Origin of the sequence: Janthinobacterium svalbardense, from assembly GCF_002327145.1 — a bacterium.
Lineage (GTDB): Bacteria > Pseudomonadota > Gammaproteobacteria > Burkholderiales > Burkholderiaceae_D > Janthinobacterium > Janthinobacterium tructae.
Map to the genome: position 1 here is coordinate 5672252 of NZ_CP023422.1, position 13968 is coordinate 5686219.

Annotated in this window: 10 protein-coding genes; 3 read left to right on the forward strand and 7 right to left on the reverse strand. The window is 65.1% G+C overall.

The window, feature by feature from the left end:
- The first annotated feature begins 5 nt into the window (after positions 1-5).
- Positions 6-1250, forward strand: coding sequence for an ABC transporter substrate-binding protein (locus CNX70_RS25290; protein ID WP_096237807.1), 1245 nt, complete (start codon positions 6-8; stop codon positions 1248-1250).
- Positions 1251-1252: 2 nt separating this feature from the next.
- Positions 1253-2017, forward strand: a complete 765-nt coding sequence (locus CNX70_RS25295; protein ID WP_096237808.1) for an ABC transporter permease — start codon at positions 1253-1255, stop codon at positions 2015-2017.
- Here the strand turns inward: CNX70_RS25295 and CNX70_RS25300 are convergent.
- The 6 genes from CNX70_RS25300 to CNX70_RS25325 all read right to left on the reverse strand — a co-directional run bounded on the left by CNX70_RS25300 (position 2014) and on the right by CNX70_RS25325 (position 6713).
- Positions 2014-2760: a lysophospholipid acyltransferase family protein gene (locus tag CNX70_RS25300; RefSeq protein ID WP_096237809.1), complete on the reverse strand. Its 747-nt coding sequence runs from the start codon at positions 2758-2760 to the stop codon at positions 2014-2016. The two genes, CNX70_RS25295 and CNX70_RS25300, sit on opposite strands and share 4 nt — an antisense overlap.
- A 107-nt stretch (positions 2761-2867) precedes the next feature.
- The gene (locus CNX70_RS25305; protein ID WP_096237810.1) at positions 2868-4169 is read right to left on the reverse strand and encodes a dihydroorotase; all 1302 of its coding nucleotides are present in this window, start codon (positions 4167-4169) and stop codon (positions 2868-2870) included.
- A 24-nt stretch (positions 4170-4193) separates the two neighbouring features.
- The gene (locus CNX70_RS25310; RefSeq protein WP_034746695.1) at positions 4194-5159 is read right to left on the reverse strand and encodes an aspartate carbamoyltransferase catalytic subunit; all 966 of its coding nucleotides are present in this window, start codon (positions 5157-5159) and stop codon (positions 4194-4196) included.
- Positions 5152-5676: a bifunctional pyr operon transcriptional regulator/uracil phosphoribosyltransferase PyrR gene (pyrR, locus tag CNX70_RS25315; protein ID WP_096237811.1), complete on the reverse strand. Its 525-nt coding sequence runs from the start codon at positions 5674-5676 to the stop codon at positions 5152-5154. Before pyrR ends, CNX70_RS25310 begins: the two co-directional genes overlap by 8 nt.
- Positions 5677-5715: 39 nt before the next feature.
- A complete protein-coding gene (ruvX, locus tag CNX70_RS25320) occupies positions 5716-6114 on the reverse strand; it encodes a Holliday junction resolvase RuvX (protein WP_232730726.1) in 399 nt (132 codons plus the stop codon).
- Positions 6111-6713: a YqgE/AlgH family protein gene (locus CNX70_RS25325; protein ID WP_096237812.1), complete on the reverse strand. Its 603-nt coding sequence runs from the start codon at positions 6711-6713 to the stop codon at positions 6111-6113. The genes ruvX and CNX70_RS25325 overlap by 4 nt, the downstream gene beginning before the upstream one ends.
- A 386-nt stretch (positions 6714-7099) precedes the next feature.
- On the opposite strand from CNX70_RS25325, the gene CNX70_RS25330 reads away from it, so the two are divergent.
- On the forward strand, positions 7100-8563 hold the full coding sequence (locus CNX70_RS25330) for a cryptochrome/photolyase family protein (RefSeq protein WP_096237813.1): 1464 nt from the start codon (positions 7100-7102) through the stop codon (positions 8561-8563).
- Between the two features lie 22 nt (positions 8564-8585).
- Here CNX70_RS25330 and CNX70_RS25335 read toward each other — a convergent pair whose 3' ends face one another.
- A complete protein-coding gene (locus CNX70_RS25335; protein ID WP_167389720.1) occupies positions 8586-13895 on the reverse strand; it encodes an Hpt domain-containing protein in 5310 nt (1769 codons plus the stop codon).
- Positions 13896-13968: the final 73 nt, after the last annotated feature.

Below are 13968 nucleotides of genomic sequence, written 5' to 3' on the forward strand. Positions count from 1 at the left end.
TTCCCATGACATTCGAAGATCAAAACAAACCCCTGCATATCTGCGCCTCGTCCGATTGCGACTGCGGCCTGACACGGCGCGACTTCCTGCGCATGTCGGCCCTGGCCACGGCCAGCGTCGCTTCGCCGCTGCTGTTCGCCGGCGACGCCATGGCCCAGCAAGGTCCGAAAGGCGACGACCAGCCGGTGAAAATCGGCTACCTGCCGATTACCGACGCCACCCCGCTGCTCGTCGCCCACGCCCGCAAGCTGTTTGAAGCGGAAGGCTTGCAGGCGGAAACGCCGCGCCTGTTCCGTAGCTGGGCGCAGATCATCGAAGCCTTCGTCGCCGGCCAGGTCAACGTCATCCATTTGCTGTCGCCGGCCACCCTGTGGGTGCGCTACGGCGCCAAGTTCCCCGCCAAAGTCGTCGCCTGGAACCATGTCAACGGCTCCGCGCTGACGGTGGCCAACGAGATCAACAAGGTCTCCGAGCTGGGTGGGCGCACGGTCGCCATCCCGTTCTGGTACTCGATCCACAACATCCTGCTGCAGCAAATCCTGTCCTCGAATGGCCTGACCCCGGTCACGCGCGCGCGCAACGCCACCATCAAATCGAATGAAGTCAACCTGATCGTGCTGGCGCCGGCTGAAATGGTCTCGGCCCTGGCCAGCAAGTCGATTGCCGGCTACATCGTGGCCGAGCCGTTCAATGCGGCGGCGGAAAACGCCGGCATCGGCAAAATCCTGCGCTTCTCGGGCGACGTGTGGAAAAACCATGCGTGCTGCGTCACGTTCCTGTCCGAGCGCGACATCAACACGCGTCCCGAATGGGCGCAGAAGGTGACCAACGCCATCGTCAAGGCGCAGCTGTGGACGCGCTCGAACCAGGTCGACACGGCCAAGCTGCTGTCGAACGTGGGCGAGCACCGCTACACGCCGCATCCGCTACAGGTGCTGACCAAGGTGCTGGCCACCACCGATTACGCGAGCTACGAAAAGCAGGGCCTGATCGTGCACAAGAACTGGCAGCAGCGCTGCATCGACTTCCAGCCCTATCCATTCGCCTCGTACACGGAAGAACTGGTGCGCGCCATCGGCCGTACCAAGGTCGAAGGCGACACGCGCTTCCTGGCCAATCTCGATCCGAAATTCGCCGCGCGCGACCTGGTCGATGACCGCTTCGTGCGCAAGGCCATCACCGCCGTGGGCGGCCCGGCTGCCTTCGGCTTGCCGGCCAACCTGCTGCGCAGCGAAACCGTGGCGGTCTGACGATGGCAAAGAAGTTGTTCACGAAGTTCGGCCTGCCCCTGGTGGGGTTGGCCTGTGCCTTGCTGTTGTGGTCCATGGGCGTGACGGCACTGGAGAAATCCACGCCCATCGCCACCGCCTTCGCGCCGCTGCCCACGGCGCTGGCGTTCCGGGAAATGCTGGGCGGTTCGGATATCTGGCTGCACGTGGTACTGAGCCTGCAAAGGGTAGCTGTCGGCCTGGGACTGGCGATCATCATCGGCGTGCCGCTGGGTGTGCTGGTGGCCATGTCGAAAAGCTTTTCCGGCGCGGCCATGCCGCTGTTCCAGCTGCTGCGCATGATTTCGCCGTTGTCGTGGATGCCGATTGCCGTGATGGTGCTGGGCGTCGGTGACGCGCCCGTGTACTTCCTGCTGACGTTTGCGGCCGTCTGGCCGATCCTGCTCAATACGGCGGCCGGCGTGGCGCGCCTCGATCCGAACTGGCTGCTGCTGGCGCGCAGCCTGTCGGCCACGCGCAGCGAGATCGTCTTCAAGGTGATTTTGCCGGGCATTACGGCCGATATTCTGACGGGCGTGCGCCTGGCCATCGGCATCATCTGGATCGTGCTGGTACCGGCGGAAATGCTGGGCGTCTCGGCCGGCCTCGGCTACTTCATCCTCGACACGCGCGACCGCCTGGCGTATTCGGAACTGATGGCCGCCATCGTGCTGATCGGCATACTCGGTTTCATCCTCGACTACCTGGCCCGCGCCGCGCACGCGCGCTGGCTGCATGTGAAGAACTAAGCGGCCTTGTCCAGCGGCAGCGCAGCGGCCACCGCCGCCTGCGTTGCCGCAGCCAGTTCGCGCCGGTGCGCGTCGGCCGTAGCAACGCAAGCCAGGCAGGTCAGACGCGCCGTGATGGGCGGGCCGCTCAAGATCGCCACCATGCTTTGCGCAAAGCTCATCTCGCCGATGAAATCGACGGCGTGATGCAAGGCCCCCTTGTCATCCACATATACGAGCGCGAACGGCTGCACCGGCACTTGCGCGTCGATGGCCGCCTCGAACAGGTTGGCGTGAAACGGCAAAATCTGCCCTTGCGCGGCGGTGGTACCCTCGGGGAAGAACGCAATGCGCTCGCCCGCCGTCAATTTATCCACCAGGCCCTGGAAGATCAGACGCAGGTCACGCTTGCTGCCGCGCGAAATGAAGATGGTGCCGGCGCGACCCGCCAGCCAGCCGAGGATCGGCCAGGCGCGGATTTCGGCCTTGGCGACGAAACGGCAGGGATGGACGGCATTGATGACGAAGATGTCGAGCCACGAAACGTGGTTCGCCACCACCATCGCATGCGCGAGGGCCGGCACGCTGTCGGCAGGCTGCTCCACGTGCACGCCGCAGATGTCGAGCAGCTGCGTCGACCAGCGGCGGATGCGCCGGTTGCGCCCGTCCAGGTCCAGCCAGGGGAACAGCACCGCGCTCTTGGCCATGCCGCAGCCCAGGTGAATGGCGATGCGCGCGAGGCGGTAGGTAAGCAGAAGTTTCAAATGACACCAAGAAATTAAATAAGGCTCTCAACCCCAAGCAAAATCTGGGGTCAGACCCGGCGGGTCTGACCCCGGCTTCGACACCTTCGCTGGTGCACTAGCTACAATTAGCGTTGAAACGCCACCTGTCCGGCCACGATGGTCGCCTTGACGATGCCGCTCAGCTCATAGCCGAGGAAAGGCGTGTGCTTGCCCTGGCTGGCCAGCGACGCCGACGACACGGTCCAGCGCGCGGCGGGATCGAAGACGCAGATGTCGGCCGCTTCGCCCACGGCCAGGCTGCCGGCCGGAATACCGGCGACACGCGCCGCATCGGACGTCACCTTGGCCACGGCGCGCGCAAGCGGACGGGCGCCCGCTTGTGGCTGCGCCAGCGCATAGTCGTCGACCCATTTCAGGGCCAGCGACAGCAGCAGTTCCAGGCCCGTGGCGCCCGGCGACGCTTCGCCGAACGGCAGCAGTTTTTCATCATCGTCGACGGGCGTATGGTCCGAGCACATGGCGTCCACCGTGCCGTCGAGCAGACCGGCGCGGATCGCATCGCGGTCGCGCTGGCTGCGGAACGGCGGCGTGACGCGCGCGTTCGAATCGAAAAAGCCGATATCGGCGTCCGTCAGGTGCACATGGTGCACGCCCACGTCGCAGGTGACGGGCAAGCCTTCGGCCTTGGCAGCGCGGATCAGTTCCAGGCCCGCGCTTGAGGAGATGCGGCACAGGTGCACGCGCGCGCGGCTGGCGCGCATCAATTCAAAGATCGTGTGCAGGGCGATGGTTTCGGACATCACGGGCACGCCGGACAGGCCCAGGCGCGAGGCCAGCGGACCACTGTGGGCGATGCCGCCACGGCCGATATGCGGATCTTGCGGGCGCAGCCAAACGGTGTAGCCGAAGGTGTTCGCGTACTGCATCGCGCGCAGCAGCACGGTGGTGTCTTCGATTGGTTCCTCCGCCTGCGCGAAGCCGATGCAGCCCGCTTCCGTCAGTTCCGCCATTTCCGTCAGCGACTTGCCTTTCAAGCCCATGGTCAGCGCGCCCAGCGGGTGCACGTGGGCCTTGTTCTGCGTCTTGGCGCGGTATTTCAGCATTTCCACCAGGCCAGGCTCATCTAACACCGGGTCGGTGTCCGGCGGGCACACCAGGCTCGTGACGCCACCTTGCAGCGCCGCCTGCAATTCCGATTCCAGCGTCGCCTTGTATTCGTAGCCCGGCTCGCGCAGGCGCGCGGACAGGTCGACCAGGCCGGGGGACACCACCAGGCCAGTCGCGTCAAAGGTGGTATCAGCCTTGAAACCGGCCGGGGCGCTGCCCACGGCCAGTACTTTGCCGTCGGCGATAAACAGGTCTTGCAAGCCATCGATGCCGTTGGCAGGGTCGATCAGGTGGCCGTTCTTGATATGTAGTGTCGTCATGCTCGCTTACTCGTCCTTGGGCTATCAGCCCTGATTACCAGCCAAAATACTCATCACCGCCATGCGCACGGCGATACCGAACGTCACCTGCGGCAGGATCACCGCCTGCGGACCGTCGGCCACGGCCGAATCGATCTCCACGCCGCGGTTCATCGGGCCCGGATGCATGACGATGGCGTCCGGTTTCGCCAGCGCCAGGCGCTCGGGCGTCAGGCCATAGCTCTTGAAATATTCCTGCGCCGAGGGCAGCAGCGCACCGCTCATGCGTTCATTCTGCAGGCGCAGCATGATGATCACGTCCACGCCCTTGAGGCCTTCATCCATGTTGGTGAAGGTGCGCACGCCCATTTGTTCCAGGCCGCCCGGCAGCAAAGTGTGCGGGCCGATGGCGCGCACTTCCGGCACGCCCAGCGTGGTCAGCGCGTGGATGTCGGAACGCGCCACGCGGCTGTGCAGGATATCGCCCACGATGGCCACCGTCAGGTTGGTGAAATCCTTCTTGTAGTGGCGGATCGTGTACATGTCGAGCAAGCCCTGGGTCGGGTGCGCATGGCGTCCGTCACCCGCGTTGACGACGTGGACGTGCGGCTGCTTGGTGTCGATCAGGTGCTTGGCGATCAGGTAGGGCGCGCCCGACTGCGCATGGCGCACGACGAACATGTCGGCATGCATGGCCGACAGGTTGTCGATGGTGTCGAGCAGGGACTCGCCCTTGCTGGCCGACGAGGCCTGGATATTGAGGTTGATGACATCGGCCGACAGGCGCTTCGAGGCGATCTCGAAGGTGGTGCGGGTGCGCGTGGAGTTTTCAAAGAACAGATTGAAAACGCTCTTGCCGCGCATCAGCGGCACCTTTTTCACATCGCGGTCGGAAATGCCGACGAACGAGGAAGCGGTATCGAGGATGTGGTTGACGATAGACTTCGGCAGGCCTTCAATCGTCAGCAGATGTTGCAGTTCGCCGTGTTTATTCAGTTGCGGATTAAGCATGGTGGGTATCTAGGGTGAGCGTGAATTTTCCATCGTCGGTTTGCTTCAGGACCAGGGCCTGGCCCGCCGACACGGCAGTGAAGGCAGCCACGAAATCGGCGGCTACCGGCAGCTGGCGCTCGCCGCGGTCGACCAGGGCGGCCAGCATGATCTTGGCCGGACGGCCATAGTCGAACAATTCATTGATGGCCGCGCGCGTGGTGCGGCCCGTGTACAGCACATCGTCGACCAGCAGGATGGTGGCGCCGGCCACGTCAAAACTGATTTGCGTCGGCTTGACGTCGGCATGCAGGCCCTTCTGGGCGAAGTCGTCGCGATAGAACGACACATCGAGCACGCCCAGGCGGTCGACCAAGTTCAGGTCACGCGCCAGGCGTTCGGCCAGCCAGGCGCCGCCCGAGTGGATGCCGACGATGGCCACATTGGGGATGCCCGCCAGGCCGCTCTGCACCTGCTGCAGCAAGACCGCGTACAGGGCCTCGGCGTCGAGTTGGGAAGGATTCGTAGGATGCGGCATAGAGTTCTTAATCATTCAGGATTGGAGGCTAAGGTCAGATTAATAATTCGCGTCGAAATACTGTTGCAGGATAATGGCGGCGGCGCGGTCATCGATGACTTCGCCGCGTTTGGCGGCGATGACGGCCGAGGAATAACGTTCGTCGACCAGTTCCACGGGCAGGTTGAAGCGGCCATGCACCTGGTTGGCGAAACGGCGGCAACGCGCGCTCATCTCGTGTTCGGTGCCATCCGGATGGCTGGGCAAACCCACCACGATGCGGCTCGCGCCCCACTCCTTGATCAGGCTATCGATGGCGGCAAACTTCGGCTCATTCGCCGTGGCCGTGATCACGCTGAGCGGCTTGGCCTGGCAAATCATGCTATTGCCGATGGCCACGCCGATGCGTTTCAAGCCGAAATCGAAGGCGAGGATGGTGTCGATGGCGTCACCGCTCATGCGTGTCCGGCTTCCGACGCCAGCATGAGAGGATCGATGCCGAGCAGCTTGATGGCCGCCACGTAACGCTGCTCGATAGGGAAGTCGAACAGGATGTCGGCCGAGGCACCCACCGTCAGCCAGCCGTTGCGGCCGATCTCGTCTTCCAGCTGGCCCGGGCTCCAGCCCGAGTAGCCGATCGAGACCAGCATGCGCTCGGGACCATCGCCCTTGGCGACGGCTTCGAGCACGTCGATCGAGGTGGTAAACGCGATTTCATCGGTCACCGTCAGCGACGAGGAATAGTGCGCGCCCGGCGTATGCAGCACGAAGCCGCGGTCGTCCTGCACGGGACCGCCGAACATGATCGGCTCGTTGATGATGGGCGTGTCGCTGCCAGCCGCCAGTTTCAGGTCGATGCGGTCGAACAGCACTTCCATGGTCATGTCGGTGGGTTTATTGATGACGACGCCCAGCACGCCGTTTTCATTATGTTCACAAACGTACACGACCGTACCGCCGAAGATCGGATCTTGCATGGCCGGCATCGCAATCAGGAAATGGTTGGCCAGATTCAAGGTGGATGAACCGGTCGCAGCCGGCTCTCCCATACCCTGCATCAAACGATGCCCTGGTAGAGTCTGGTCGATTTTACTCTTTTTCATACGCGATGCTCTCTCTGTGGGCTTGCTGGCAAGTCTCGCTTACCCCGCTATCGTACGCCTGGCGCAAGCGGCCGCGAATGCTGGGCGGCGCGCACCGTGTTGCCAGGCGCTATTCTTGTTATGTTGTAAATTAATGATCAATTCGCTTTGCCTGCCGACGCATTTCAATGCCAATTGTAAAATTGATTGCACAATCGCTGTCGCACATAAACCACCACGAACATACCCGCTAGTTTACACTGAATTGCCGCCGCAGCGACGCCAAAGGCGCGACGCGCGCGGCCATAAAGCCCTGTTGGCGGCAAAAAATGGCCTATCTTTGACCCTGAACACGCAAAATAATGACAATCAAGACTTCCCTGGTGTGGTTCCGGCGCGATCTGCGCGCATTTGACCATGCTGCATTGCATCACGCCCTGCGCCAGAGCCAGGCCGTACATTGTGTCTTCGTATACGACACCGCCATCCTGGCAATGCTGCCGCGCCGCGACCGGCGGGTCGATTTCATCCATGCCAGCGTGGCCGAACTGGCCGACGAGCTGCGCCAACTGGGCGGCGACCTGATCGTGCTGCACGCGGACGCCGCCGAAGCCATCCCACGCCTGGCCGCCGAGCTGAACGCCGACGCCGTGTTTGCCAACCACGACTACGAACCGCAAGCGATCACCCGCGACACCAGGGTGGCCGCCGCGCTCACGCACGAAACGCGCCTGTGGTTCAGTTTCAAGGATCAGGTCATCTTTGAAAAGGACGAAGTGCTGACGCTCTCCGCAAAGCCGTACACCGTCTACACGCCGTACAAGAATGCCTGGCTGAAGAAAATGCGCGCCGAACCGGGCTGCCTGGCGCCGCTCGATATCGAACCGCACGCGGCCAGCCTGGCGCCGCCGCGCAGCGGCACGCCGGCCCCGCTGCCCACCTTGGGCGAGCTGGGTTTCGAGGCCAGCAACCTGGCCGAACTGGCTATTCCCACCGGCATGTCGGGCGCCAGCCGACTGTTCGAGGATTTCCTGCCGCGCCTGGCCCGCTATGACGTGGCGCGCGATTTCCCTGCCCTGAAGGGGCCGTCCTACCTGTCCATGCATCTGCGCTTCGGCACCGTATCGCTGCGCTACCTGGTGCGCACCATCGTCGACCTGATGGACCGGGGCGGTGGCGGCGACGGCGCGCCCGTGTGGCTGGCCGAACTGATCTGGCGCGATTTCTACGCCATGATTTTGTACCAGAACCCGCATGTGGAAGGCGGCGCCTTCAAGCCGGCCTACGACGCGATCGCCTGGGAAACAGGACCCGAGGCCGATGCCGCCTTTGCTGCCTGGTGCGAGGGACGCACCGGCTATCCGCTGGTGGACGCGGCCATGGCGCAGCTGAACCAGACGGGCTATATGCACAACCGCCTGCGCATGGTCACGGCCTGCTTTTTGATCAAGGATCTGGGCATCGACTGGCGCCGCGGCGAAGCGTATTTCGCGCTGCACCTGAATGACTTCGACCTGGCCTCGAACAATGGCGGCTGGCAATGGGCCTCGTCGTCCGGCTGCGACGCCCAGCCCTACTTCCGCATCTTCAACCCCATCACGCAATCGGAAAAATTCGATGCCGGCGGGCGCTTCATCCGCCGCTACCTGCCACAGTTGAAGGCGCTGGGCGACAAGGAAATCCACGCGCCCTGGCTGGTGCCGCGCATGCTGCTCGAGCAAAAAAACATCGTGCTGGGACGCGACTATCCGGAGCCGCTGGTGCAGCACGACGAGGCGCGCAAGGAGACGCTGGCGCGCTATGCGGTGGTGAAGGTGGTGGCGTAATCCGGCCGGTGGTGGCGCCGGGTTACGCCACGCCGTCGGCCAGCAAGCGCCCCACTTCCGCCAGCAATTCCTCTTCCTGGAACGGCTTGCCGAAATACGCATTCACGCCCAGCTCGAACGCGTGCGCGCGGTGCTTGTCGGCGCTGCGCGAGGTGATCATGATGACGGGGATGGCGCGTGTCTTGTCGTCGCTGCGCACATTGCGTGTCAGGTCGAAACCGTCCATGCGCGGCATCTCCACGTCGACCAGCAGCAGGGCCGGCATGGCAGCCGGTTCCAGTGCATGCAACTGCTCCAGCGCATCGAGGCCATCCTTGGCCAGCAGCACCTGGTAGCCTTCGCGCTCGAACAAACGCTGCATCACGCGGCGCACCGTCAGCGAATCGTCGACCACCATCACGCGCACGGCTGGCACGGCCAGCGCGCTGGAGGCGGCATGCTGCTCGCTGCTGGCCAGCGCGTATTGCGACAGCAGTTCCGGATGGTGTTCCAGGTGCTGCGCCAGCGCCACCGGATTGAGGATCAGCACGATGTCGCCCGTGCCCAGCACTGTGGCGCCGGCGATGCCCGGCATGCGCGCCAACTGCGGCCCCACATGCTTGACCACGACTTCGCGGTTACCCACCACGTCATCGACCTGCAGCGCCAGCCTGTCATTGCCATTCCTCAGCAGCAGCACCGGCGCATGGCGCTGCGTGGCCTGCGCCGCCGGCGTCTCGCCCAGCATGGTTGACAGGTGGTGCAGCGCCAGCGACTGCCCGTGCGACTCGACGCACCCGGCTGCCCGCACCTGCTCCAGCTGCTCGCCTTTCAGGTGCAGCACCTGCTCCACCAGCACCGATGGCAAGGCATACGTCTTGCCGTTCGCCGCCAGCAGCACCACTTGGGTCACGGCCAGGGTCAGCGGCAAGTGGATGGTGAAGCGCATGCCCTGGCCCGCCTGCGTCAGCGTTTCCACACGCCCGCCCAGGGCCAGCGCTTCGGAGCGCACGATGTCCATGCCGAAACCGCGCCCTGCCAGTTCGGTCAGGCTGTCGGCGGTGGAAAAGCCGGGCGTGAAAATCAGTTCGGCCGCCTGCGCGTCGGTCAAAGGTGCATCCGTCGCCACCAGGCCGGCGCCGTGCGCCTTGGCGCGGATACGCTCCAGGTCCAGCCCCGCGCCGTCGTCGGAAAAGGCGATTGCCACTTCATTGCCCTGCTGGCTGACCTGCACCAGCAGCTCGCCCGTCTCGCTCTTGCCCGCAGCCAGGCGCGCCTCGCGCGGCTCGACGCCGTGCACGATGGCGTTGCGCAGCAGGTGCTCGAACGGTGCCGCCATGCGTTCGAGCACGCTGCGGTCGATTTCCACGCCGCCGCCGCGGATGTCGAGGTTGACGCGCTTGTCGACTTCCTTGGCGCTTTGCCGCGCCACGCGGAACAGCCGTTCGGCGATGCTGGCAAACGGCACCATGCGGATCTGCATCAGGTCGCGCTGCAGCTCGCGCGTCAGGCGTGCCTGCAGCACCAGGTCGTCCGTCACCGCGTCGACACTGAGGCTGAGGTTTTCATGGAACGAGGCCACGTCGTTGACGCTTTCGGCCATCATGCGCGTGAGTTCCTGCAGGCGCGTAAAACGATCGAATTCGAGCGGATCGAATTCGCGCTCGCTGCCGACGGCCATGCGCGAGGCGATCTGCGATTCAGCCTGCATTTCCACTTCGCGCAGCTGGCGCCGCAGACGCGCCAGGTTGTCGGAAAACTCGGACAACGAAGCGCCCAGCACGCCCACTTCATTTTCCATTTTAGAGCGCGTGATCGACACTTCGCCGGCCTGGTTCACCAGGCGGTCGAGGATGTCGGCGCGCACGCGCACCAGCGCAGCCTTCGGTTCGGCGGCCGGCGTATCCTCCATGCCCGGCAAGGGCAGCAAGGGCTGCTGCAGCTGTTCGAACAGGTGCAGCGCATGGTCGTAGTGGGCCAGCAATTCCTCGAAGGCCTGCGGCGTGGCGGTGCCAGCGTGCAGCATGTTTTCGATATGCGTCTCGATTTCATGCGCATGCTGGCCCAGGCGCATGGCGCCGGCCATGCGTGCGCTGCCCTTGACCGTGTGCAGGGTACGCAGCAGCATCTGCGCCTGGCCGCTGTCGTGCGGCTGTTGCTGCCAGCTGCGTAGCGCCTCGCCGATCTGCGGCAGCAGGTCGGCGCCCTCTTCCAGAAAGACGGACAATAAATCGAGGTCGAGTTCATCGCTGATGCCGGCGCTGGCCGCCAGCAGCGCGGCCGCATCGGCCGGGAGGATGGCGGGCGCCGGCGCTTCCGGCGCCGCGTGTTCCAGCTGCGGTGCGTGCTCGAAACCGGCGTCGAACAGGTCGTCGCTGGCACCGCTGTCCTGCATGGGCGCCGGCACTTCAGCCGCAGCGGGCTGCAGCGCGTCGGCGACGATGCTCGCATACGCCGCCTCGAACAAGGTCTCGAGCTGCGGCAGAGGGACTTCGGCGAGCTGCTCGGCAGGTTGCGCCGGCGTGCCGACGATGCTGGCGTAAGCGGCGGAAAACAGGGCGTCGAGCCGCTCTTCCGGGCTCTCGCCGGGCGGCGCCGTCAATGCACGCCACAGGGTATTGAGCGCTTCGATCAAGTCTGGCTGCGATGGCGCCAGGTCGCCCAGTGCAAACGCCTGCAGCATTTGCGCGATGCGCTGCGTGGCTTGCTCCAGCACGTCGTGCTGTTCGGCGCGCAGGCCGGCCAGCGGCGGCACCACCGTTTCGATCACGGTTTCCAGCGCGTGCGCCAGGTCGCGCAGGGACTGGAAACCCACCGTGCCCGACGTTCCCGCCAGCGTATGCACGGCTTGCAGCGCCTCCGCGCTGACGGCACGCTGCTCATGGCGCCATTCACCGAAGTCGCGCGTCAGCACGCGCAGCAATTCATCCGTCTCGGCCAGGTAAATGTTGTACAAGGGCAGGCTGATGCGCAGTTCACCAACGTGCTTGAGGTTATCGTCAGGCGCATCGTGGGCGGCGGGCGCCGTGGCGGACGGAAAGCCGATCACATTGCCGTTGCTGGCCAGCGGTGCCGCAGCAGCAGCAGCAGCAGCAGGGCGAGGCTTGCGCAGTTCGAACGGACCGCCTTCGCGCACGCGCTCGGCCGCCGCCAGCAGCATGCCGGCCTCGCGCTCGCGCCCTGCGCCGCCTTCCAGTTCGGCCACCCATTCGCTGAGCTGGTACCAGCCGTAATTGAGCAAGGTAAACAGGTCATCGCTGACAGGGCGCGCTTCTGCCAGCCAGGTATTCATGACACGCTCGATGGCGCCGGCCGCCTCGGCAAACTGTGCCAGGCCGATCATGCGGCTGCTGCCTTTCAAGGTATGGAAAGAGCGGCGCAGCATGGCCAGGTGGTCGCCGCTGGCGGCCTGCTCGCGCGGCAGGGCCAGGGTGGTGTCGATAAAGGCCAGCACCTCGCGCGCTTCGGCCATAAAAATGTCGAGCATCTCCGCGTCGACATCGGTCGCGGCCGGCGCGGCATCCATGCCGGCAGGCGCGGCGGGCGCCAGGGCCTGGTCGAGCAAGGGCACCGGCACGGCGCCGGCGGCGGCGACTTTTTCAAATGGCAGCGCGCGGAAGGTGCCGGCGGCGGCATCGAAGTGGAAACGCCCGCTGGCCGCTTGCGCGTTGCGGCCCAGCATATCGACAAAAAATCCCAGCGCGCTGACATTTTGCGCGATCTCGTCAAGCGCCCCGGCGTGCGCCTCCGCCTTGGCTGCCGTATTGGCGTCGCCAGAGGCCAGCTGCCGCACAGCCGCATCGACCTGCAGCACGGCGGCGCGGGCGTCTTCCTGTCCCAGTCCCGCCAGCTGCTGCTGCAACTGTTCCAGCATGGGCGCGACGCCATCCAGGGCCCCCGCCGTCCCAGCACCCGCTGCACCCGCTGCATCCGCGTAGTATGCGTTGAGCACCTTTTCCACCTGGCGCAGGCCCGTCTTCATGTCCTCGGCCAGCGCGGCGATGGTCTGGCCCTGCTCGATCTGGCGCGACAACTCGCCAGCGGTGACGGGCGGCGGTGCTTCGCCAGCGAGCAGCGCCTGCAGGCGCGCAGCGATGGTTTCCGCATTGCCGGCGAAATCGTCGGGCAGGCGGCGCACCTGCTCCAGCCCCGTATCGGCAAACAGCAGCGCCATGCCGATTTCATTCTCCAGCGCCGCACTGCGCCCGCTGGCCACGGCTAGCCGCGCCACGGCCGCGCATTCGCGCAGCAGGCTGGCCAGGGCTGGCTGCCGCAGAATGTCGGTCTGTGCCGCCACCTGCTGCAAGGACTGTTCGAATGCGTCGCCCAGGGCGGGATCGAGGTCGGCTTGCGCCAGACGGCTCCAGCTGGCGCGCGCCTGCGCCAGGGCCGTGCGTGCGCCTTGCAAGGCTTCCTGGTCGACCTGGCCGTAACGCCGTGCCTCCACGTCGGCGGGCACCATGCCTTCCAGCGCGAAGGCGGCACGCAGCTGGCGTGCCTCCGGCGTCGGCTCGGTGGCGGCGGCGATGAAGTACAGGGCGTCGCGCAGCATCGCTTCGGGCAGGCTGGCCGTGCCCTGCGCCAGGCGGCGCAATTGCAGGTTGATCAGGCCGAACAGCTGTTTGACGTTGAGCGTGCCCATGCCCTCGCCGCTGGCCGCCAGTCCCGCAAACGCCTGCATGGCGAACCAGAAGGTACGCGCCGGCGCTTCCTGCTGCGCGTCGGCCACCAGAGTCAAGGTGGCATGCAAGTCACTGGCGTGCTGGCGCCGCGCCGCCTCATCCTGCGCTTTCAGAAAGGGCAGCAAAGACTTTTCAAAGCGCCCGCGCCAGGCTGGATAATCGGCTGCCGGCGGCGATTCCGCCAGCGCGATGGCATGCCCTTCCAGCATCGCTGCAGGCGGGAAAAACAGGTCGGCCGGGTGGATGCGCTCGGCGCCCAGCATGGTTTGCAGGTCGCGGTAATAGGGAAACAAACGCGTCGGCTGCGGCGGCGTGCCGGCCACCAGGTCTTCCAGGTATTCGGTCAGGGCCTGATACAACCGGGCGACGATCTGCGCATGGTCGAGCGTGTATTCCAGGCTGCCGTCGCGAAAGCGCGCCAGCGCCTGTTCCGCGCCATCCGTCAGCAGGCTGGCACCGGCCACGTCCACCATCACCAGCGCACCATGCGCCTGGTGCAGATGCGAGCGCGCATGCTGCAGGGCCGTGGCGCGTTCCTCGCGCTCGCGGCCACCCGCCTCGAACAGCGCTGTTTTCGAGCGGCCCAGCGCTTCGCGGATTTCCACCATCACCCACGACAAAGGTTCGCTGTCGAACGGCTTGAACTGCTGCGGACTATCAGGTGTGCTCATGCATGCCTCGGTAAAGAAATCGTAGCGCAAAAATCGGTACGCACAACACGCAGCGCCAGGACTGGCGCTGCGT